The sequence below is a fragment of the Pseudoalteromonas sp. T1lg75 genome (assembly GCF_002964705.1).
Taxonomy (GTDB): Bacteria; Pseudomonadota; Gammaproteobacteria; order Enterobacterales; family Alteromonadaceae; genus Pseudoalteromonas.
This window is the reverse complement of record NZ_PQCD01000053.1, coordinates 75,516-98,022: the sequence shown is the minus strand read 5'-3', so window position 1 is coordinate 98,022 and position 22,507 is coordinate 75,516. Positions and strand designations below refer to the sequence as shown.

Genomic DNA, 22,507 nt, shown 5'->3' with positions numbered 1-22,507 from the left:
CATTAACTGCAATAACAAACCAAATTTTATTGGGTATAGGGTGCACTAACCCGCTATCGCACCTTATATATGTGTCTCCCGGTAGGCATTGGCGATTCGTTACTCCTGCAGTTGGCTGTGCCACGTGAGTAAATTTGATTGACAAATTTAAAAAAAACGGGCATAGTCCACGGCCTTTAAATATAAGCTTTATTTAAGATTGTTAGGAGCAAACCTTGGCTAACATCAAGTCTGCAAAGAAACGCGCTGTAACCAGCGAAAAACGCCGTCAGCACAACGCAAGCCGTCGTTCAATGATGCGTACATACACTAAAAAAGTAATTGCTGCCATCCAAGCTGGTGACAAAGAAGCTGCACAAGCGGCTTTCGCAGTAGCTACACCTATTTTAGACCGCTACGCAACTAAGGGTCTAATCCACAAAAACAAGGCAGCTCGCCATAAGAGCCGTCTTGCTGCTAAGATCAAAGCGCTATAATTTAGCTCTTAATCTAGCAAAAAAACCGGCCTAGGCCGGTTTTTTTATGTCTGCAATACGTGAAAGCAAATGACGGAGCCTCTGCTCCTCGCCACGCTTTGACTGTTACGCAAATTCTATACTGGGATAAAACTTTTTCAGCATCGCCGCTATCTTCTTTGGAGAAAAGGGTTTCACCACAAAACCTTTGGCGCCCTTGTCTATGGCGTCCTTGACGTTATCTATGGTTGAATGAGCGCTGACCATCACTACCTTAGCGTCGGGTAACACGGCATTAATATCGGCGATCATCGCCTTACCGTCGCCATCGGGCAATTCAATATCTAAAAACACAATCTGGTAATTTTTTTGCGCACAGGCCGACATACATTGCGCCGCGTTTGCCGCTTCATCAACATTGTCTATCCCTAAATGCATCAAGGTTTGGTTGAGAAAACTCCGTACCGTGCCAACATCATCCACTATTAAAATTGCTATATCATCCATTGAAACTTCCTAACTTATCCTACTGAATGGGGCATTCTAAGAACTAACTTACATGACCACGCTACACTAAAAACCGCCACCATTATAGAGCCATGCGACGGTTAGGCCAAGACTTCAACAAGAACACATCGCGCAGCGGCCACCATTTGCCAAACAGCCTAAGCGCCGACTCTACACCCAGGCTACTGACAGGGCGCTTAATGGCCTTGGTAAACATTACGCAAACTTATGTTTATTCTGTCGAACTAGCGTGACTGGCTCACTCTTAATGTACAAAAATACCAAACGGGAGCGCCTGACTTATGCCCGCATATGCATCACTATCTAGTTAACTAAGTGGCAAAAATACTGCTGAACGCCTCCTTAACAACTGATTTATCGACTTTTACCCAAGAAAACTCGTCATTCTCTAGTATTTACTCGGCTTCAATACCCGCTCCCAGTTCCTAGTGCTTCAATCAAATCTGGGTGTATTTTCACTCTGGGTGAATTAAATTTCAGATTAATATAACTTATCCGAAAACGATATTTTTTTTCGTTTGTTTACGCCTATATTGACTCGCATAATAGCGCTCCTTTTTTAGCCTTATTACACTTTGGAGTCGAGCAAGTTGGACGTCAACCTTGGAATACAAATCATACTTGGAGCACTGGCTATTGGCGCTTTCTTTATTAGTCATGGCACCCTATTGCGTATCGCCGCAAGCATTGCCATTGGTTTGTTGTTTTTTGTTCATGCTCAACAGCTGGTTACGCCCAACGGTCTGACCAACATTACCCTAGTGTTAATTAATACCTTTTATTTGTTCAAGGTGTACACTAGCCGCGTTGGTCGCCTGATGTAATATGTCATAGCGCTAGCTCGGTGCAACAGCTATCGAGCTCAGCGCAAAAAGCACGCACTCGGTACCACAGCGAAAAAATGCTGTGGTACAGCCGTAAGAAAATAAGCTAACATAAAGCCTGGCAGTACTCTTTCTGGCGAGGCGATTATGAGTTCTTCATCTCAAGCACACGACAGCGACTTATTTGCTGAGTTTATGGGCGACGTCACTCCCATGGCGAAACCCGATACCGTCAGTCACTTTAACCGTTCATCCAAGCCCACGCTGGCGCAGCAAGAAAAGCGCCGTGCCGCAGAGCAGGCAATTCAACTCGATGACAACCTGTTAGCAAGCGAACACGTTGAACTGCTCGACCCCCATGATTTTTTAACCTTTAAAAAATCCGGTGTGCAAGAAGGCGTGTTTAAAAATCTCCGACTCGGTAAATACGATGTGGATGCGACTTTGGATTTGCATGGACAAACCCTGGTCCAGGCACGCAAAGTCATGTATGAAACCATTACGGATTGTCACGAACGTAACATTCGGGTGTTATTGATCAGGCACGGCATCGGTGAAAAAAGTCAGCCACATAAAGGCCTGTTGAAAAGTTATGTTAACCATTGGTTACAACAACTCGATTGTGTTCTGGCCTTTCACAGCGCTCTGAAGTGCCATGGCGGACTCGGCTCAACCTATGCGCTGTTGAAGAAAAGTACGCAGAAAAAACTGGAAAACAGAGAGCTGCATGCCAAGCGCTAACCTGGCCTATTAAAGACAAAAAAAAGCCGAGCTCAGCTCGGCATTTTTATGCATTGGAATGGTAGTACTGCAGCCTTACAGAGGCATGGCGTTAGCTTGGTTGAACCAGGCAGCTAATCCTAGAAAAGCAACCCAAATCAGCACATAGCTAATCTTAGCTCCACCTTGATTGTGTTTCATGACGCTTCCCACTTGGCTTAGCCTGTAGTCGGCTAAAATTATTATTCTTTTTTTTACATCAAGTATGTAACGGCAGACACTATAAGCAAGCGACCAAAAATTAACAAGCTGTTTACTTAGCCAGTAGTAAATTAGTATTGCCTTTTTCTGTCTATGCAATGGAGCAAAGCGTCGCCCCGCTCTAGTCGTTGATAATTAGCCACCACTTGCTCAACCACGGTATCTATCCTGCTTAGCGCACTGCAATGGGGAGTAACGATCAGGTTTGGGGTTTGCCAAAACGGATGCGCCGGTGGCAAAGGCTCCTGATTAAAGACATCGAGAGATGCGCCACCAATTTGCTGCATTTGTAATGCTGCAAGTAAATCCTCTTCTACCACATGGGCACCGCGCCCTACGTTGATCACCACCGCATGCTCGGGCAATTGAGCCAATAAGTCGGCATTGATAATGCCTTTCGTTTGCGAGGTTAAGGGGAGAATACAGATCAGATAGTCGCTTTGTGTCACCATGGCCTGTAAACCCTGGGCACCTTGGAAATGCTGTACATCGTCGCTATCAGTCTTGGCGCTGTTCGAATAGGCCAGCACCGAAAAGCCATTGGCGTTTAAACGCCGGGCAATGGCTTGCCCTAATTGACCAAACCCAAGTAAACCCACCTTGTTATGGCTATGCACCCGCTTGGGTCGCCACTCTTGCTGCGCTTGTTGGCGCATATAGCGGGGCATATTGGTTTTATGCAATAACACCTGGGTTAACACATACTCGGCCATATCGGTTGCCAGTTCCGGGTCGACAATTCGACTGACCGGCAATTGGCCGGGGATCGCCGCCAAATTCAGGCCATCAACGCCGGCGCCAAAGGACATCACCGCACGCACATTCGGTAACTGCGACCATAGTTGCTCCGGAACCTGCCAACCTAATACCATGTCTATGCTGTCAGCATCTCGGATATCGGGCCACACCTGCACCTTGTCGGCACCCAGTTGCGCCACCAACTGCGCCTCTAAACGCTCTGTATTACGATTAGGTATGGCTATCAATAAGCCCATAACGTGCTCCCGAACAATAAAAAGAGCAGTATCACATAGCTTGCTTCTTGGATCACTAGGCTCTGAAACCCTTTGTAATTTATTCCTTCTACCATTTTTGACTATCACATAAGTAGTCTTAAAATTGTCACCAATTTTACACCTTAGTGTCATGGTCGATTTTTAATCTAGCTATTATTTCGCTGCCAAAGGGCACAATATGATCAGCATTGATAAGGTCGTAGAAGATAACCTACCGAGTTTAGCAAACTCTCCCAAGGTCAAAGGGCTGGTTAAAAAAGGCCTGGGTTATCTGTTACATGAGCAAGAGTTTGTTGCTTTTGGTGATAATTACCCGCACTTACAAGGCCTGGAATTTATCGAGCAAGTTTTAGAAGAGCTTGATTTCAGTGCCCGCTTTAACTCGGCTCAGCTGGACAATATTCCCAGTGAAGGACGACTGGTGATCGTCGCAAACCACCCTATCGGCTCACTTGATGCCCTGGCACTGATCAGCGTCTTGGCGCGAGTCCGCCCGGATATCAAGGTGGTTGCCAACCGCCTACTTATGAGCGTCACGCCCATGCACTCTTTATTATTGCCGGTGGACAATATGTCCGGCAACAGCCGCAAAAAAGAGTTAGGCGCCATTCATCAACACCTTAAAGATGAAGGGGCACTGCTGATTTTCCCCGCCGGGGAGGTGTCGCGCCTGCGTCCGACCGGCGTTAAAGACTGCACCTGGAACCACGGCTTTTTACGCATCGCCAAAAAAGCCAGCGCACCCATTTTGCCGATTTTAGTTAAGGCCAAAAACAGCCCGCTGTTTTATGGCACTTCGATGATCTACAAGCCGCTCGCCAGCCTCTTGTTGGTCAAAGAGATGTTTAAGCAAAGACAAAAGTCGCTGGAATTTGAAATTGGCGCCGCCATCGTGCCCAAGTCTTACCTGCTTGATAACCTCAACGATAAAGAGATCAGCCGACTTATTCGTAAGCAACTGTATCGTCTCGGCACGAAAAAGCCGGAGCTACTAAAAACCCAGACCCCCATCGCCCATGCCGAGTGCCGCAAGGCCTTGATGTCCGCCCTTAACGAGTGCGAGCGTTTAGGGGAAACCCAGGACGGCATGCAGATTTATCTGTATCAGTATCAAGGCAGCTCGGCGCTGTTTCGCGAGCTTGGCCGCCTGCGGGAAATCGCCTTTCGTGCCGTGGGCGAAGGCAGTGGTAAACGCCGCGACATCGATAAGTATGATATGGATTATCATCATCTCTTGCTCTGGGATCCAAAGCAGCTGGAGTTAGTAGGCGCTTACAGACTGGCCTGCGCGGATGAAATCATCGCCAAGCAAGGGCGCCAGGGCCTGTACACAGACAGCCTGTTTTATTATGAGCCGGGCATGGATGAATATTTCCAGCAAGGCATCGAGCTCGGACGCAGCTTCGTACAACCCAAATACTGGGGTCGTAAAAGCCTGGACTATTTATGGTTTGGCATCGGCGCTTTCGTAAGCCGCTACCCCAAGTATCGCTACTTGTTTGGTGCCGTCAGCCTCTCCAATGCCCTGCCGGAAAATGCCAAGGAGTTGTTGGTGTATCATTATCAGCACTACTATGGACAAAAGCAGCAACTGGCCACGCCAAAGCATGAGTTTAAACATCATGACGATAGCCTGGCCCAGGCGCACAGCGTGTTCTGTGGTGACGATGTCAAAGCAGACTTTACCGAGCTCAAGCATATCCTCGCCAATATGGGCGCTCAGGTCCCCACCCTGTTCAAGCAATACACTGAACTTTGCCAGGAGGATGGGGTCTCCTTTTTAAGCTTTAGTGTCGATCCCGACTTTAATAACTGTATCGATGGCCTGGTCTTGGTCGATATGGCCAAACTCAAAGAGAAAAAGGCACAGCGTTATCTAACCAATGACAGCCTGATCGCCCGCACTAAGGCGCAATAATACATAGCATTCCCCCAACCACAAAAAAGCCGGTGTCTGCACCGGCTTTTTCATTTATCAACTTCAGCAACGAGTTAAGCGCGAGCAAATATCTGCTTCAGCGTGTGGGCATAAATATCGGTAATGGCATTAAGATCCGTCACAGCGACTCGTTCGTTATCCTGGTGAATGGTGTGGTTGCGTACGCCACACTCCACCACCTGGGTATGCTCATTAGCAAAGAAACGCCCATCCGAGGTGCCACCACTGGTACTGAGCTTAGGATAACTATGAGTACAGGAATAAATGGCGCTCTCCAGTACCGCGATCAGATCAATATCCCCACCACCGGCTGTGTAATAGGGCTCACAGGGGCGCTCCCAGCTGATCTCTAATTCGTTAAGCCAAGGCGCTAAGGCCTGATTGACCTTTTCCTGTACATCGGCCCCACGATAACCATGGCTGTAGCGCACATTAAAGGTCAACTGACACTGAGCCGGAACCAAATTATCCAGGCTGTTAGGTACATGCAGGCCGGTCACCTGTAATGTGGTTTTCGATCCCTCGATGTCCTTATGCCACTGAATTTGTTGCAGCGCGACCGCCAGTTGGGCGCCGATATGCGCGGCGTTTAGCGTGTGTTCTGGGTAGGCCACATGTCCGGCGCGACCTTTCACGCTAATACGCGCCGACAAGGCGCCACGACGGCCATTTTTGATGGTATCACCGGCATATAGATCGGCGGTGGGTTCACCGACTAAGCAGGCATCTAAGCGTACACCCTGAGCTGCCAAATGTTTGGCTATTTCGGCACTGCCGTATTCGGCCTCCCCCTCTTCATCCGAGGTGATCAGCCAATAAAACTGCCCCTGAGTCGGCTTAGTTGCCAACAGGCGGTCGGTGGCCGCCAGCATGGCCGCAACTCCACCTTTCATATCTGCGGCTCCGCGACCATAGATTTCGCCATCGATAATGTCGCCGGCAAAAGGGTCACAACGCCAGCGCTCGGCGGCAGCGGGTACCACATCAATATGGCCGCAAAACGCGAAAGCCGCACCTGGGCCGAATTCGTATTTGGCTATCAAGTTGGTCACCCCCCGACAAGCTAAGGTTTCACAACTAAAACCCCGCTGCGTAAGTTGCTCGCTCAGCCAGGCGATGGCGCCGGCCTCATTGGGAGTCACCGAGGGAAAGCGAATAAGCTGTTGCAGGTACACAAGCTCGTCTGCAAGTTTTGGTGCGTTTGCCGCTAGGCGGACAGCGTTCGACATAAAATGCTCCATTGCATGGCGTTAAAACCATTACAGCGCCTTTTTATGACAGCCTTATGTCGCTCGCAATCGACGTAAAGTTTAATCTAAATCAAAGATCCACCCAGGTGGCGGATAAACGCGGACGAAATCTTGATCTAGAACAGTTTTTATTTTCTCCCAGCCCCGATAATGGCGCCATCAGCACAACAAATTCGAAATTTCTACTAGGAAGATGAAGATGAAAAAAACACTTAGCGCAGCCTTAGTTGGTCTTTTACTTGGTACCTCTTCTCTTGCTCACGCAAACATGAGCAACCTGAGCATTAATGTGGGTGCCATTAATGTAAACCCGGACAGCGAAGTGTCTAAAATCGACCAAGACCCAACGCTAGGCCTAAACGTTGATGACGATACGCAGTTAGGTATTACCATCGACTACGCATTAAACGACAACTGGGTGTTAGAGTTAATCGCGGCGACACCATTTAGCCACGATGTGGACGGCCGTGCCGGACTTAAAGGTGCATCAATCGGTGAAGTTAAACACCTACCACCGACGCTGCTTGGTCAGTATCACTTTGGTCAGGCTGGCGATAAGTTCCGCCCATTCGTAGGCGCCGGAATTAACTACACCATCTTCTTCGATGAGCAAGCGAGCCAAGATCTTAAAACCGTATTGGGTACCAACGACGTAGATGTAGAGCTAGATGACTCGCTGGGTCTAGCCGCCCAGGTAGGTTTTAACTACGCGCTGGACAAAAACTGGGGCCTACACGGCATGGTCAGCTACATGGATATCGATAGCGACGCCAGCGTATACGCCAACGGCGTTAAAGCCCTTACTCTGGACATTAAAATCGACCCTGTTGTTGCCATGTTCGGTGTACGTTACAGCTTCTAAATACCAATTCTGTTAAGTATGTGAACAGATATAGCGCTGGATAAATGATGTGATAACAAGGCGGAGTTTTTCTTATGTAGTTACTCTACATAGGCGAGCAAGACCGAAGCAATGCTTCGCAGCTTAGCGAGGTGAGCGCATGGATGCGCGATGTAACCAAGCTTCATGGATGAATTTAACCGCATAAATCAATGATTATATTCATGAGAATGCGTTTAGATTGAACATAAAGTAAACCGCAAAGATAAACAGATCCTAGCTATTTAAGTGAATTGGTATAACCAAGCCCACACTTGCTAATGTAAGCGAAAGCAAAAGCGACTAACTCTGATTAGTCGCTTTTTTTTGTTCCAACATGGCTTTCCAATGCACTATCTCCGGCGGCAAAATAGGCATTTCGCCCTCATAACCAGTCAAGGCGACTATATCCGCCACATCAACAACCCCTTCACGACCACGAAACACACCGCGCACATAGGCAATGGCATGCAGACCTCTATTGGACGTGAATTTTTGCTCGATATAGAAGTACTTATGATCCCAGCCCACCAAACGCGTGGACACGGTAAAGGTTTGCCAAGGCTTGATATCACGAATGTAGGTGATGGCGGTGGCATTCACTATAGGGAACCAGCGGCGCTTCATCACCGCACCCAGCATGCCCAGACGCTCGGTCATCCAGGTGCGGGCAATATCCATCAAGGCCAGATAGCGGGAATTGGTCAGGTGCAGATTAATATCGCAATCCAGGGGCCAGGCGCGAAAGTCGATATCCACAGTTTCTAATAAAGATTGGCGCGCCTTGTTGCGCTTAATCTTAAAAAATAACCACAACAGCCGAAAATATAAGTTCAAGGTATGCTCCTAGGGCTTCAAACAGGTATGACCAGCATGGTAGCACCGCTTTAAAAAAAGCTCACCTAATTGCGTCTTCCTTTAACAAATAACATCAAGGTGTTGAATCCATTATCTTCTTATATATGAGCGCATAAAAAAGGCACCCACTGGGTGCCCGTAAAAATTGTTTTTGCGCCTAACGCTTAGGGTATGGCCTACACCTTGACGGTCTTACGGTTAATGCCGTACTCGCGCAGCTTATTGGCCACCGCGGTGTGGCTTAACCCTAAACGCTTGGCCAACTGCCTCGAGCTCGGATAAGCCGGATACAGTTTACGCAACAAGGTGGCTTCAAAGCGTTTTACCGCCTGATCTAAGCTGCCTTCAAAGTCCGACTCCAGATAGCCCAGATCATTGGTGAAAGTAGGCAGTTGCAGATGCTCTACGGTCAGCTCGCTGTCATCAAGCAAGGACACGGCGCGATAAATGGCATTTTCCAACTGGCGGACATTGCCCGGCCACGGGTATTGCTGCAAATATTCTATGGTTTCTTCGCTTAAGGTGGGCACCGGCGCGCCGTTTTGCTGCGCATATTTTTGCACAAAATGCTCGGCCAACGGGCCTATATCTGCCTTGCGGTCACGCAATGGCGCGATTTCCAGGGTCAATACGTTAATACGGTAATAAAGGTCTTCGCGAAAGCTTCCCTCTTGCACCATGGCCGGCAAATCTTTTTGCGTCGCGGCTATAATGCGGACGTTGACCTTCACTTCGTTCTCATCACCGACCTTGCGGAACGTGCCGTCCTGTAAGAAGCGCAGCAGCTTGGTTTGCAGCTGAGATGACATCTCCCCCACTTCATCAAGGAACACGGTACCGCCATCGGCTTGCTCTAACACCCCGCGTTTTGGCGCGGCATTGTCTTCATAACCGGCATAACCAAAGAGTTCCGACTCGGCAACATCATCGGGAAGCGAGGCGCACGAAAGGGCTATAAAGGGTTTAATCGAGCGGTTTGAGGCATAGTGACAGGCGCGTGCCAGAAGCTCCTTACCCGTGCCGGTTTCACCGGTAATAAGAATGGGCGCTTCAAGCTGCGCCATCTTACGCGCTTCACGCACGGTACGGCGCATTGCCGTAGAATAATTATGGATGGTGGCAAAACTTTCCTGGCCGTAGCGGCGAAACGCGCTGACCTGCTGCCCCAAACGGCTTTGTGATTTAATGTTGATCACCGCGCCGGCTAGCGCATCCTGATCATCGCCTTGGGGTACGGAAATGGGCAGAATATCGGCGATAAAATCTTCTCCCGCCACTTCCACGCGAGTGGTTTGTCCCAACACCTCTTTACCCTCAAGCCAGCGGGTAAAGTTAAAACCTTTCAGCAGGTTATTGATATTGGCTCCCACCGCCTCTTGCTCTGTCATTTGCAAATCACGACAGGCAGCGGCGTTGCACAGGCGCACCCAGCCCTTATTATCAATGGAGATCACGCCGTCGGGCAGCGCACTGAGCAGGGTATTCAATTCATTATGTTCACGCTCCGAGGGCAAAAACGCCGTGGTGCGCACATCTTCAACGCCATCGATCAGGCGGATGGAAGGCATGATTTTTTGAAACTGTTCAAACTCTATGGGCGGGAAACTAACATACATGCGGCAATTTTTGGCATCGACTTCAATGCCTTTTAAATCAACCTGATAGTTAACCAATATGTTTAGTACCTCTTGGGCGATACCAATTCGGTCCTGACAGTAAATTTCAAGACGCATGTGTTCCTCAGTCGCGGGTTAGCAGTATGGCTGGCGCAATCATACGCTAAATTAACAATAATTGGGTAGCAAATTGTAAAGATTATTGCACAAAATTGCTAATACTTTATTGCTAGGCCGTGATTTTCCAGCGTCGCCTTTGGTTCATTTAGCGTTAATTCATAGGACTTCCCCTCATGCCGGCCTGTATGTATACTGTGGCGCGTTTGTCGCTAGGATAAAGTGGCGCCCGCGCTACTCAGTCAGGTAGTTAGCCGCTCTTTTATCCTGCCGATACACAGGCCAGCTGCTGAAGTTTTTCCGAAGGTTTCACCTGAGGTTTAGACCGACAAAGTCGTGCACTAGCGCGACGGCTGAAGTAGCAAAAGCAACAATAATAAGGCCTCACAATTAGCAGCGATGCTCGGCATTGCAAAATAATAAATTTGTTAGTTAGGAAGTATTTTTAATGAGTTCAGCACCAAAAACAGGTGATTTTCTAGGTCACCCTAAGGGGCTCTTCCTGCTGTTCTTCACAGAAATGTGGGAACGCATGAGCTACTACGGTATGCGCGGTATTTTCGTGCTTTACCTTTCTACTATTGCAACCGCGGCCGCTATGGGCTGGGATATGGCCTACTTCGGCATCGACCCAATGTCAGCGGGCGCCGACGAAGAATATCAAAAAGCCTTGAATTCAAATGCCCTGAGCATTTTGGGTTTCTATGCCTTCTTAGTATATGTAACACCGGTATTGGGCGGTTGGTTTGCAGATAACGTCTCCGGCCAGCGTAAAGCCATTATCACCGGTGGTGTGATCATGGCCCTGGGTCAGTTCGCCCTAGGTACACCACACGCCATGGTACCAGGCCTTGAGCTTGAGTTTATGTACCTGGGTCTGGGTCTGCTTATTATCGGTAACGGCTTCTTCAAGCCAAACATCTCAACCATGGTTGGCGACCTTTACTCTGAAGGTGACAAACGTCGCGACGGCGCCTTTACCATCTTCTACATGGGTATCAACCTTGGCTCTATCCTGGGCTACTTCGTTGTTGGCTCTATCGGTGAAAAATTTGATTACCAGTACGGCTTCTTAACTGCCGGTGTGGGTATGCTTCTGGGTGTTATCCTGCAGTTGGCGCTAGCGAACAAGTACCTGGGTAATATCGGTACCGTGCCTGCCGCTAAACAAGGCGGTGACAATGAGCAAGGCGCTGCTAAAAAGCCACTTACTAACGAAGAGCGCGACCGCATCAAGGTTATCTTGATCATGAGCTTCTTCACCATCATTTTCTGGGCTGGCTTCGAGCAAGCTGCGGGCTCAATGAACTTATTCGCTAAATACAAAACCGACCTGGTCTTCTTTGGTTGGGAAATGCCGGCGAGCTGGCTGCAAGCGGTTAACCCGATTTTCATCATCTTGCTAGCGCCTATTTTTGCCAGCTTCTGGATCCGTATGGGTGACAGAGAGCCTGATTCACCGCGCAAGTTTGCCTTGGGTATGTTCTTCCTCGGCCTTGGCTTTGTGTCTATGGTGGGTGCGGCATTGCAAATCGGTGACGATGCAAACACCAAAGCCCATGTGATCTGGTTGGTGATGGCCTATGTATTCCACACCATGGGTGAGCTTTGTTTATCGCCTATCGGCCTGTCTATGGTTTCTAAACTGGCACCGCTGAAGTACACCTCATTACTAATGGGTATGTGGTTCTTCTTCTCGGGTATCGGTAACTATGCGGCCGCTGAAATCGGTAAGCTAGTAGGCGATGCTGGTCCACTAAGCACCTTCGGTGGCGTTGCCATCATGGCATTCATCGCTGGTATTTGCTTATGGTTGATGGCTGACAAGTTAGTAGACTGGATGCATGGTGCAGAAGGCACTCATGATGAAGAGCAGCTACTGGAAGAAGAATTAGAACTTACTGGTGAGAAGCAGTAATTCTTCCATAGAAGTCAAGAAAGGCGCCTAAGGGCGCCTTTTTTATTGGCTAATTTAACGAAAAGCTTACACCGGTAAGATTTTGTCCACTTTTGTTTACACTTCATCCACTAGTTAATTAGCCATCCACCCTTTCGCTTTCGAACAAATTCTCCGATTATGCGCTCAAACTATTATGGCTTGTTGGCGACGGCGGCGCTTTATTCGCAGCAACGACTTACCGCCTAAGCCAGGCCAAACACACAGCAAGTGGAGCAAAATCATGAGTGAAGTAAATAACCCATTAGGCCTTAAGGGCATTGAGTTTACCGAGTACGCAACACCCGATGCGGACTATATGGACAAGATCTTTAGCGACTTTGGTTTTTCAAAGTTAAAGAAATTCAAAGATAAAGACATCGTTTACTACAACCAAAACGATATCCATTTCCTACTGAACAACGAACGTGGTGGTTTCTCTGCTGAGTTCGCTAAGAGCCACGGTCCGGCCATTTGTTCTATGGGCTGGCGTGTAGAAGATGCGCAAAAGGCATTCGACACAGCGGTTGAGCGCGGTGCTAAACCAGCCACTGACTCAACGCACAAAGACATGCCTTACCCTGCTATTTACGGCATCGGCGACAGCCTTATTTACTTCATCGACCAATTCGGTGACAAAGGCAGCATCTACGACACTGACTTCGTAGACTTAAAAGAGCAAAACGTTGTCGAGAGCAAAGGCTTCCTTCGCATCGACCACTTAACGAACAACGTGTACAAGGGCACCATGGAAACATGGGCAAACTTCTACAAAGACGTATTCGGCTTTACCGAAGTTCGTTATTTCGACATTAAAGGTCAAAAGACTGCGCTGTTGTCTTACGCCCTTAAATCTCCGTGTGGCACCTTCTCGATTCCAATCAACGAAGGTAAAGACGACAACAACAACCAGATCGATGAGTACTTGGACGAGTACAATGGTCCTGGCGTACAGCACCTTGCGTTCCTAACGGACGACCTGGTTGCGTCACTGGACAAGCTTGACCAAAGCAACATTGCGACCTTGGATATCGTTGATCACTACTACGACACCATCTTCGACCGTGTTCCTTGGGTTAAAGAAGATAAAGAAAAGATCAAGCAGCACCAAATCCTGGTTGATAGCCAAAGCGAAGACTGTTACCTGCTACAAATCTTCACCAAGAACCTATTCGGTCCTATCTTCATTGAGATGATCCAGCGTGTTGATGATGGCGGCTTCGGTGAAGGTAACTTCCAGGCCCTGTTCGAGTCTATCGAACGTGACCAAGAGCGCCGTGGCGTTATCTAAGCGCCCCTTAATCTAGCGCCAAAAAGCAGCGTCCACCTTTGTGTGGGCACTGCTTTTTTAAGTTCCGAGCCCTTGTTTTTTTTATCTATGGCTCAATAACACATAACAGCTTTAGCAAAAGGAATAACTCATGCAACTCAATGAAACGCACGATATGAACCTGACCAGCTGGGTCAGCTCTGCGAACGATGGCAAAACCGATTTCCCAATCCAAAACTTGCCTTTTGCCACTTTCCGCCGCGCCGGCAGCAGCGAAGCATTCCGTGGTGGCGTCGCCATTGGTGATCAGGTACTAGATTTAGCCGCTGTGGCTAAGTTAGGCATTTTCACCGGTCTTGCCCAAGAAGCGGTAGAAGCAGCCACACAAACCAGTTTAAACGCTTTTATGGCCATGGGTCAGGCACACTGGTCGGCTCTACGTCTTGCGCTTTCACAGGCCCTACGCACTGGCAGCGAGCATGAACAAGCACTGAGCGATGCGCTAGTTGCCCAAGCGGAAGTTGAATATGACTTACCATGTCATATCGGCGATTACACCGATTTCTATACTTCAATCTATCACGCTACGGCGGTAGGCAGCTTGTTCCGTCCGGATAACCCCTTACTACCTAACTACAAATGGGTGCCAATTGGTTACCACGGCCGTGCTTCAAGCATCGGCGTAAGCGGCCAAACCTTCCCGCGTCCTAAGGGCCAAACTAAGGCTCCGGATGCCGACACGCCATCATTCGGCCCGTGTAAGCGTCTGGACTATGAGCTTGAGCTGGGTATCTACCTGGGTAAAGGTAATGAATTAGGCGAGTCTATCGCTCTTGATGACGCGGATGAGCACGTATTCGGCTTCTGTCTGTTTAACGACTGGTCTGCACGCGATCTACAGGCATGGGAATACCAGCCGCTTGGTCCATTCCTGGCGAAAAACTTCGCCTCAACCGTATCTCCTTGGATTGTTACCAACGAAGCCCTGGCTCCTTATCGCCAGGCTTGGAAACGTGACGAAAACGATCCTCAACCGCTTGAATACCTTGAGTCGGCTAAAAACCGCGAGCAAGGTGCCCTTGATATTCAAATGGATGTCGCGGTAGAGACGGAAAAAATGCGCGCCGAAGGCACGCCGGCGGCCAAGTTGTCGCAATCTAGCTTTAAGCACTCTTACTGGACGGTTGCACAAATGGTTGCCCACCATACGGTGAACGGCTGTAACTTTAATGCCGGCGACATGCTTGGTTCGGGTACTCAATCTGGTCCTGAGCATGAAGAAGCAGGCTCTCTGCTTGAGCTGTCTCGCGGCGGCAAAGAGTCACTTGACCTGGGTAACGGCGAAAGCCGTAAGTTCCTGGAAGACGGTGACACGGTGATCATGCGTGGCTGGTGTGAGAAGCAAGGCTTTGCACGCATCGGCTTCGGCGAATGTCGCGCCACGGTTTTGCCTGCCAAATAATAGATTGTCAGGCTGCGAGCCCTTCCATTAACCGCATTTGTGACCAGGAAGGGTAAGCTAATAAAAATGCAGCTTTCGTGCTTTTAACCACGATAAGCTGCATTTTTTTTGCAGCCAATTACAATTTTTTGCTGGCTTTTTGAGCTCACCTTGTTATCTTAGCAACGTTTTTGTCAGTAATTTGTCTCTATGAAGTTAAATTTATCATACTTTATCACTAAGCACTTCCCTGCAAGGCAGATCTTAATTCGCCAAGAGGGTGAAGTAAAAGTGGTTGAATTAACAACCAAGAAGCAGTGTGTCATGGCTCTTAGTGCTTTTGTATGTATTGCTTCCCTCGCCTCTTTTGGTGCCTATAACTTTTGGCAGCAAAACCGCTTGCAGTTAAGCAGCGGCGATGTTGTTGCCGAGAATCAGCAACTGCGCCAGCAAATCGCTGAGGCACAACAGCAACAAGAGCAATTTATTGCTAAATTGAGTCGGCTGGAACAGCGCCAGCAACTGACTCAAAATGTATTGGCCTCCTTGCCCGCATCATTGATGCCACAGCAAGGCATCCCCTTCGAGGCCAGCGATACCCAATCAGCGTCAGAGAATGTCGATGAGCGTTTAGCGACATTGCAGCAACGTCAGTACGATACCTTCTCACTGCTCGACCAAGCCATTGCCAAACGTGAGCAACTGCTTGGCGCTGCCATCGCCCGCGCCGGCCTGCCCAGTACGGTGATGGACGAGCTTGTCGCCAAAAGCGAGGAGCAGGTTGCCCAGGGTGGTCCGCTGGAGTTACTCGATACCGACGAGCAAGACACCGAGTCGCTCAGCGTGGTCGATAAGCTGCTGACCCTTAACCAGCTTGAGTCCATGTTGGCGCAGGTACCGCACATGCTACCTGCGGCCGATTATTATATTTCCAGCAGCTTTGGCCTACGTAAAGATCCCATGAATGGCCGTCGCGCTATGCATAAGGGCGTCGATTTGGCGGCCTGGCGCAACACCGAAATTTTTGCCCCTGCGGATGGGACCGTAGTGCGTGCCGGGCGTAACGGTGGTTATGGGCGCTTTATTGAAATAGAGCACGCCAATGGCTTTACCACGCGTTTTGGACATTTAAATAAAATCCACGTTAAGCGCGGCGATCTCGTCACCAAGGGCGAGGTAATAGCGTTAATGGGAAGCACCGGTCGCAGTACCGCAACTCACCTCCACTATGAGGTGTTGCACAATAATAAACATATCAATCCGGTCAAAATCACCAAGGCATTAACCGATGTTTTCAAAGAACAAAGATACACAGAAGAGTAGTCCCGTTTTGAATAATAATAAAAATAACAACACCCCCTCATTAATTGCCGCAGATGTACGCCTTAACGGCTCACTGGTTAGTCAGGGCGAAGTGCAAATTGATGGTCGCATCGAAGGCGATATTAAAGCCGATATTTTACTCATTGGCAGCCAAGGCCATGTTGAAGGCAGTGTGGAAGCGGGTGAAGTAACCATACGTGGCCGTGTAAGCGGCTCTATTCGCGCCAACAAGGTGGCCATTGAAACCTCGGCGCAAGTACAGGGTGATGTTTTCCACAACACCCTAAGCATCGCCGCCGGAGCGCAGATGGAAGGGCAAATCAAACAGCTGAACCAGCAAGAAACGCTGTCGATCGTCAGCAATGATGATGCCCTGGTAGCCGAATCTTAAAGGGTATACCAATTCACTTAAATAGCTAATCATTCTAGCGGGCTAAATATCATGCTCACGGCGTTGGAATTTTTCTATGTAGAATAGCTACATAAGAAAAATTCCGCCTAGTTAGCACATCATTTATCCGGCGCTATATCTGAGCACATACTTAACAGAATTGGTATTACTTTCGCGCGGTAATGTACATGGTGACAGCCGCGCGAAACACCAACTCTCCTCGCATATTCACTATCTCTACCGGTACCACCAAATCTTCTTTATCCAACCATTGATGCGGCATGGGTATTTTCGCCGTCGCCTGCATATCGGTGTCCACCTTTTGCAAATACTCCACCGTCATGCCCTTGGGGATCCAGCGATGGGTTTTATTCGGCACGGTAGCGTCGGTCATCACCCCGGCCACCAATTCCGCCAAATTACACTGGGCGATCGCATGTATGGTGCCGATATGGTTGTGCACGGCGCGGCGGTTTTTCACCTTGGCCACGCATTTGCCCGGCATCAACTCGCTGATCTGCGGATTAATGGACGAAAAATACGGCGCTTTCGCGCACACGGCCTTTGAAAACAGCCAATGGCCACAGGGCCATTTGGTAAATTTTTGATAGGTACGTAATAACGGGGGTGCAGTCATTGTTATTCTCCTTAAGCACTCATCGTACCAGTAAACCCGCGTTTGGATTTAAATGCAACTACATCCTTAGTCGTATTTATTGGTTAAGTTAGATCTTGTCGTGGTGACGGCGGCACCTTAGGGAATCATGCAATGAAAGGGTTAAGCTGATGCACCTGCGTTCTAATTAAGGCTATCGCAATCTGTTAGATGGTTAAGAGCGAAGAACGGATGTTAAATCTCTTCTATTAAGGTTGATTTAATATCCAGCATAAGAACTTTTCCCCCATATTCAGGAAAATGAGCAATTTGCGCATTTTTATCTGGCTCAAAAAGTTAACAACATATATTTTTGATAACGCTGGCAACTAGTTATCAACTTTGTTAAAACTAACCCATTCAGAAAGTGCGCGATTGCAAATCAGAAATATGCGCGATTTGCGCACTATTAAATTGTTAGGTTGCAGTATGAAAAATACAGTATTTATTTTATTCGCATTTCTTATTGCTCAGCCAGCTCTTTGTTGTACCGTCCCAAACTTTGGGCCTGAGTTTGATAAGCTTATAGAAATTACTAAACTAGAAAATGCTGGTGAATTTTATATTGAAATCCCACGTTTAAGTTCTCCTAGAAAACCAGAACTATATATTGAGACTTATACTATCGAAAGCTATGAGCTATTGACTAACGGTCCAGTGAAGAAAAAGTTGGAGGCAGGTGAAAGCGTATCAAGTGAAGAGTACGATAGAGAATGGGCTGCTTCTCGTCCTATAAAAACTGAAAGACTATGGTGGCTAAAGACTAAGGAAGGTCGAGTATTTAAAGAAATCAAAATAAAGTCGAAACAAGGATTAATTCATAGAGTTCATGCTCACTGGCCTGTGGAGTGTTGTCTTTGTTCAACGGATGCTTTTTCCAAACCACTGGAAAATATCGGAAAACAACCTAACAAATCAAGCAAACCGGGCGCTGAAAAGCGCGCCGCTTCTTGAGGCGTTACCAAGAGTCTGCTTTATCAAAGTATGAAGCATTGATGATTAGTAGTCGAATGGCGGTTATTGGCACTTATCAGCCCATCAGCAAACTCTGAAGTATCAGGTGTCGCCTCTCCCGTTTGGATTCGCGCTGGAGAAATCGGCTTTTGTTGCGCAGCGTGCTTGAGACAACGTAGCATGGATGCGGAGTTAGGTTTACCGGGGCAGGACGCCTCGTTAAATCGCGTCGAAAGCTAAGCGCAGCGTTTAACAAAACGCTGAGTTCGCAAGCATTAGCGAATCACGGGCGCCTTGGGGTTCCAAGGGGCGGTTGGCGCAAACCGCCCTTTGGTTGCTGTCGCCAACGCGACAAGATCTATCAACAAACGTCATTGTCAGGTTGAAACCTGACCTACAGGTATCGATCTCCCCGTTTGGATTCGCGCTGGAGAAATCGGCTTTTGTTGTGAAGCGTGGGGTTGATAGCGAGACACGATGTCGAGCTAGATTTATCAGGACATGGATGTGCTGTTAAATCGCATCAACACCTAAGCGGAACGTTTAACAAAACGCTGAGTTCGCAAGCATTCGCGAATCACGGGTTCGCGGAGTTTCCAAAGAGGGAGTCGAATCACTCCCTCTTTGGTTGTCGTCGCCAACGCGACAAAATAAACGCGACAGACACACAAAATATTTCCACATTAATGCTGGCATCTATTTGGCGACATTTTTACAATACGTCTTTGTAAGCTAGGCCGTATTATTATCGTGAGTTCTTCTTCAGTTTCCCCGAGCATTCAACCAAGCAAATCTCTGATCGCCGTATTAATGATGCTAGTGGTATTTTGCCCGCTGGCCATCGATATTTACCTGCCCGCCTTTGTGGTGATGGCCAATGATTTCCAGGTATCACAACAACAACTGCAGCAAACGGTGGCTATTTTTATGCTCACCGTGGGTTTAGGGCAGCTTATTGCCGGCCCGCTGGCCGATAAAATAGGCCGCCGCCCCATCGCCCTTGCCGGCATAGTCATTTATGCCTTGGCCGCCGCGGCCGGTGCCATGGCCCGTGATTTGAATTGGCTGCTGGTAGCCCGTGCCCTGCAAGGGTTCGGTGCCTGTGCTACCTTTGTTGCCGCGTTTGCCATAGTGCGCGATGTCTTTGGCCCGGCTCGCAGCGGCCAGATGCTGACCTATTTAAATGGCGTGGTGTGCCTTATCCCTGCCCTGGCGCCCATTTTAGGGGCCTGGCTGACGCTACGTTTTAACTGGCAAAGCAATTTTATCTTTATGTTGATATGGGCTGTGTTCGGTGCCCTGGCGACCTGGTTTATCTACCGTGAAACCCGACCGCAGGATAGCCACTATCAGGGCCATATCTTCGATTTACGCCGCTTCACGCCAATTTTGCGCCACCCCGTCTTCCTGTTTAACGGCTGCATCACCATGCTGACCATGGGCTCGATTCTAATGTTCGTCACCAGTGCACCGGGCTGGATCATCGAACATCTGGGCGAGGATATCCCAACCTTCACGCTGTGGTTTTCCATTAATGGTGCCATTAGCATGGTGGCCTGCTTTATCGCCCCGCAACTGATCAAACGCAGCTCACGCCGCGCCTTACGGCTGGGTTTAACCCTGATGCTAGTGTGTGCCATTGCCTTGGTGGCGGGTCAACACAGCCCACATGCGGCGGCGCTGATGATACCCATGTTTGTAGGCGCCCTGGGTTATGCGCTTATTCTTGGCAGTGCCGCTGGCGCCGCCCTCGCCCCCTTTGCCAAGCAGGCGGGCACCGCCTCTGCCCTTGTTGGGGTAATGCAGATGAGCGGCGCCGGAGTCTTGGTACTGTTAGCCCAATCACTGCCCCTGTCGACGCCGGCATTAATCGCCCTGCATATCGCCATGCTGTTGCCGTTTTGGCTCGTTCTACTCGGCAACAAGGGAAAAATGTTACATAAATAAGACAAACTGTTGCAATTTTAGCCAGCATTTTATGAAAGGACTTTAAATGCTGGCTCCTGTCCCTATAGTAATCCAACCTTTAAATCCTCTTTTAATTTAGCTAGATAGACGCCTCTTTATAACTTTCTTCCCCAAATCATCTACAGAATATTCTAAAAAAGTACAAAAAAAGGAACAAAATACTATTGCACTTTGTGACAACATACGTAACATTGTTAACGAATGTTAAACAACGGTTAACACCCTTCAATGCTTTTGAGGTTACTATGAAAAAAACAATGATTCGCAGCGCGGTTGCGTTAGCACTTCTAAGTGGCGCAACACAGTCTATGGCTGCTGATGACCGTTACATCATCCAAGTTGACAACGATAAGAAAGGCGTCGTGAAAGCGCTCGCTAAAAAACTGGGTGGTGAAGTTAACATGGATAGTAACGGCTTCTTCGCAGCGACTTTCGCTGGTAAAGACTTGGCCACGGTTAAAGGATTACTAAACAACCCACACGTTAAATTGGTAGAAGCAGACCAACGTCGTTACCCTATGGGTCTATATAACGACGACCTTGGTGATCCAATGTCACAACAGCTGACTCCTTATGCTGTTTACCAATCACAAGCTAACCAAGTGACTTTCAACGCCAACGCCGGCATGAAAGTATGTGTTATCGACTCTGGTCTTGATGCATCTAACCCTGACTTCAACTGGGGTGCAATCACAGGTGACAATGACTCTGGTACTGGTAACTGGTTCGACAATGGTGGCCCACACGGTACACACGTAGCCGGTACTATCGGTGCGGCAGACAACAACATCGGTGTAGTCGGTATGGCTCCGGGTGTTGATATGCACATCATCAAGGTATTCAACGCTGCAGGTTGGGGTTATTCATCTGACCTAGCTCACGCAACAAACCTATGTTCACAGGCGGGTGCCAACATCATCAGCATGAGTCTAGGTGGCGGCGGTTCAAACAGCATTGAATCGAATGCATTTGCAGACTTTACTGCAGCAGGCGGTCTTGTTGTTGCTGCAGCAGGTAACGATGGCAACAGCGTACGTTCATACCCTGCCGGTTACCCATCGGTAATGATGATCGGTGCTAACGATGCCGATAATAACATCGCCGATTTCTCACAATTCCCAAGCTGTACTTCTGGCCGCGGTAAAAACGTGACCGAAGATGAAACCATCTGTGTAGAAGTAACTGCAGGCGGTGTTGATACGCTTTCTACTTACCCAGCGGGCATGGCGGCATTCGCTTCAGCTTCAGCCGATGGTGCAGGCGTAGAAGTATCGGCAATGGAAAATACAGGTTCAGCAGCCGGCGATCTTTACTTCATGGGCACGGCAGAAGCGACCGACAGCGGCGCAGCTGGCAAAGTATGTCTAATCGACCGTGGTGTTATCTCTTTCCACGACAAGGTTGCTAACTGTGAAGCCTCTGGTGGTCTAGGCGCGATTATCGTGAACAACGAACCAGGGATGCTATACGGCACGCTGGGCGACACCAACAGCACTTCTATCCCAGCGGTAGGTACAGCCCTTGAAGACCGTGCAGCACTTATGGCAGCAACTTCAGCCACTGTTACTATCTCTGCTAGCGACTATGGCTACATGAGCGGTACTTCAATGGCAACACCTGCTGTTTCTGGTATTGCAGCTCTGGTTTGGTCTAACCACCCTGAGTGTACTGGTACAGACATCCGTAACGCGCTTAAAGCGACTGCTGATGACCAAGGTGCAGCGGGTAAAGACGTATACTTCGGTTACGGTATTGTAAAAGCAGCTGACGCTGATGCTTACCTAACGGCTAACGGCTGTGGCGGTGACGGCGGCAACGGCGGCAACCCAGGTACTGACGTAACTCTGGATGCCAACGGTTATAAGTCTCGCGGCGACGCATACGTTGACCTATCGTGGGGCGGTGCAGCAACTTCTATGGTAGATATCTACCGTAACGGTCAGCTGATCACTACCACAGCCAATGATAACGCCCACACAGACAGCCTAGGTAAGGTATCTGGTAGCTTCGGTTACCAAGTGTGTGAGCAAGGCAGCTCAGTTTGTTCAACAACTGTAACTGTTAGCTTCTAAACCTAATTAGAAGTAAGTAGATAAAGCGGGCTT

At 48.7% G+C, this 22,507-nt stretch carries 20 protein-coding genes; 13 read left to right on the top strand and 7 right to left on the bottom strand.

The annotated features are described in order from the left end of the window. Positions 1-215: 215 nt before the first annotated feature. A complete protein-coding gene (gene rpsT, locus C2M36_RS13055) occupies positions 216-476 on the top strand; it encodes a 30S ribosomal protein S20 (protein WP_105190149.1) in 261 nt (86 codons plus the stop codon). 105 nt (positions 477-581) lie between these two features. Here rpsT and C2M36_RS13050 read toward each other — a convergent pair whose 3' ends face one another. Both C2M36_RS13050 and C2M36_RS17075 read right to left on the bottom strand, forming a co-directional pair. Continuing rightward, positions 582-962 carry a response regulator gene (locus C2M36_RS13050; RefSeq protein ID WP_105255263.1) on the bottom strand — a complete coding sequence of 127 codons (381 nt, stop codon included), beginning with the start codon at positions 960-962 and terminating at the stop codon, positions 582-584. Between the two features lie 82 nt (positions 963-1,044). Further along, positions 1,045-1,179: a hypothetical protein gene (locus tag C2M36_RS17075; RefSeq protein WP_267894664.1), complete on the bottom strand. Its 135-nt coding sequence runs from the start codon at positions 1,177-1,179 to the stop codon at positions 1,045-1,047. Positions 1,180-1,573: 394 nt separating this feature from the next. Between C2M36_RS17075 and C2M36_RS13045 the strand changes: the two genes are divergently transcribed. Both C2M36_RS13045 and smrA read left to right on the top strand, forming a co-directional pair. Next, entirely contained in the window at positions 1,574-1,807 is a 234-nt protein-coding gene (locus tag C2M36_RS13045; RefSeq protein ID WP_199883049.1) for a hypothetical protein, read from the top strand. Between the two features lie 147 nt (positions 1,808-1,954). Continuing rightward, positions 1,955-2,548 carry a DNA endonuclease SmrA gene (gene smrA / locus C2M36_RS13040; RefSeq protein WP_105255261.1) on the top strand — a complete coding sequence of 198 codons (594 nt, stop codon included), beginning with the start codon at positions 1,955-1,957 and terminating at the stop codon, positions 2,546-2,548. A gap of 311 nt (positions 2,549-2,859) precedes the next feature. Here smrA and C2M36_RS13035 read toward each other — a convergent pair whose 3' ends face one another. Then, a complete protein-coding gene (locus tag C2M36_RS13035; RefSeq protein ID WP_105255260.1) occupies positions 2,860-3,783 on the bottom strand; it encodes a 2-hydroxyacid dehydrogenase in 924 nt (307 codons plus the stop codon). A gap of 199 nt (positions 3,784-3,982) precedes the next feature. Here C2M36_RS13035 and C2M36_RS13030 point away from each other — a divergent pair, with 199 nt between their 5' ends. Further along, the gene (locus C2M36_RS13030) at positions 3,983-5,722 is read left to right on the top strand and encodes a GNAT family N-acyltransferase (protein WP_105255259.1); all 1,740 of its coding nucleotides are present in this window, start codon (positions 3,983-3,985) and stop codon (positions 5,720-5,722) included. Positions 5,723-5,796: 74 nt separating this feature from the next. Here the strand turns inward: C2M36_RS13030 and dapE are convergent, their stop codons facing one another. Beyond that, the gene (gene dapE, locus C2M36_RS13025) at positions 5,797-6,972 is read right to left on the bottom strand and encodes a succinyl-diaminopimelate desuccinylase (protein WP_105255518.1); all 1,176 of its coding nucleotides are present in this window, start codon (positions 6,970-6,972) and stop codon (positions 5,797-5,799) included. A gap of 220 nt (positions 6,973-7,192) precedes the next feature. Between dapE and C2M36_RS13020 the strand changes: the two genes are divergently transcribed. Then, entirely contained in the window at positions 7,193-7,855 is a 663-nt protein-coding gene (locus C2M36_RS13020; RefSeq protein WP_105255258.1) for an OmpW/AlkL family protein, read from the top strand. 321 nt (positions 7,856-8,176) lie between these two features. Here C2M36_RS13020 and C2M36_RS13015 read toward each other — a convergent pair whose 3' ends face one another. After that, positions 8,177-8,710, bottom strand: coding sequence for a thioesterase family protein (locus C2M36_RS13015; protein WP_105255257.1), 534 nt, complete (start codon positions 8,708-8,710; stop codon positions 8,177-8,179). 197 nt (positions 8,711-8,907) lie between these two features. Beyond that, on the bottom strand, positions 8,908-10,464 hold the full coding sequence (tyrR, locus tag C2M36_RS13010; RefSeq protein ID WP_105255256.1) for a transcriptional regulator TyrR: 1,557 nt from the start codon (positions 10,462-10,464) through the stop codon (positions 8,908-8,910). A gap of 448 nt (positions 10,465-10,912) precedes the next feature. Here tyrR and C2M36_RS13005 point away from each other — a divergent pair, with 448 nt between their 5' ends. The 5 genes from C2M36_RS13005 (at position 10,913) to C2M36_RS12985 (ending at position 16,825) form a co-directional block, all read left to right on the top strand. Then, positions 10,913-12,382, top strand: coding sequence for a peptide MFS transporter (locus tag C2M36_RS13005; protein ID WP_105255255.1), 1,470 nt, complete (start codon positions 10,913-10,915; stop codon positions 12,380-12,382). A gap of 262 nt (positions 12,383-12,644) precedes the next feature. Continuing rightward, a complete protein-coding gene (gene hppD, locus C2M36_RS13000) occupies positions 12,645-13,691 on the top strand; it encodes a 4-hydroxyphenylpyruvate dioxygenase (RefSeq protein ID WP_105255254.1) in 1,047 nt (348 codons plus the stop codon). Positions 13,692-13,821: 130 nt separating this feature from the next. Continuing rightward, entirely contained in the window at positions 13,822-15,132 is a 1,311-nt protein-coding gene (gene fahA / locus C2M36_RS12995) for a fumarylacetoacetase (protein WP_105255253.1), read from the top strand. 189 nt (positions 15,133-15,321) lie between these two features. After that, positions 15,322-16,434, top strand: a complete 1,113-nt coding sequence (locus tag C2M36_RS12990) for a M23 family metallopeptidase (RefSeq protein ID WP_105255252.1) — start codon at positions 15,322-15,324, stop codon at positions 16,432-16,434. A 7-nt stretch (positions 16,435-16,441) separates the two neighbouring features. Continuing rightward, positions 16,442-16,825: a bactofilin family protein gene (locus tag C2M36_RS12985; RefSeq protein ID WP_158678946.1), complete on the top strand. Its 384-nt coding sequence runs from the start codon at positions 16,442-16,444 to the stop codon at positions 16,823-16,825. 166 nt (positions 16,826-16,991) lie between these two features. On the opposite strand, the gene C2M36_RS12980 is transcribed toward C2M36_RS12985, so the two are convergent. Next, on the bottom strand, positions 16,992-17,462 hold the full coding sequence (locus C2M36_RS12980) for a hotdog fold domain-containing protein (RefSeq protein ID WP_105255250.1): 471 nt from the start codon (positions 17,460-17,462) through the stop codon (positions 16,992-16,994). A 447-nt stretch (positions 17,463-17,909) separates the two neighbouring features. On the opposite strand from C2M36_RS12980, the gene C2M36_RS12975 reads away from it, so the two are divergent. From C2M36_RS12975 to C2M36_RS12965, 3 genes are all read left to right on the top strand, one after another. Then, positions 17,910-18,434, top strand: a complete 525-nt coding sequence (locus C2M36_RS12975) for a hypothetical protein (RefSeq protein ID WP_105255249.1) — start codon at positions 17,910-17,912, stop codon at positions 18,432-18,434. Between the two features lie 750 nt (positions 18,435-19,184). Next, complete coding sequence (locus C2M36_RS12970) at positions 19,185-20,381, top strand: multidrug effflux MFS transporter (RefSeq protein ID WP_267894663.1); 1,197 nt, start codon at positions 19,185-19,187, stop codon at positions 20,379-20,381. A gap of 278 nt (positions 20,382-20,659) precedes the next feature. After that, positions 20,660-22,474: a S8 family serine peptidase gene (locus C2M36_RS12965; protein ID WP_442792662.1), complete on the top strand. Its 1,815-nt coding sequence runs from the start codon at positions 20,660-20,662 to the stop codon at positions 22,472-22,474. Positions 22,475-22,507: the final 33 nt, after the last annotated feature.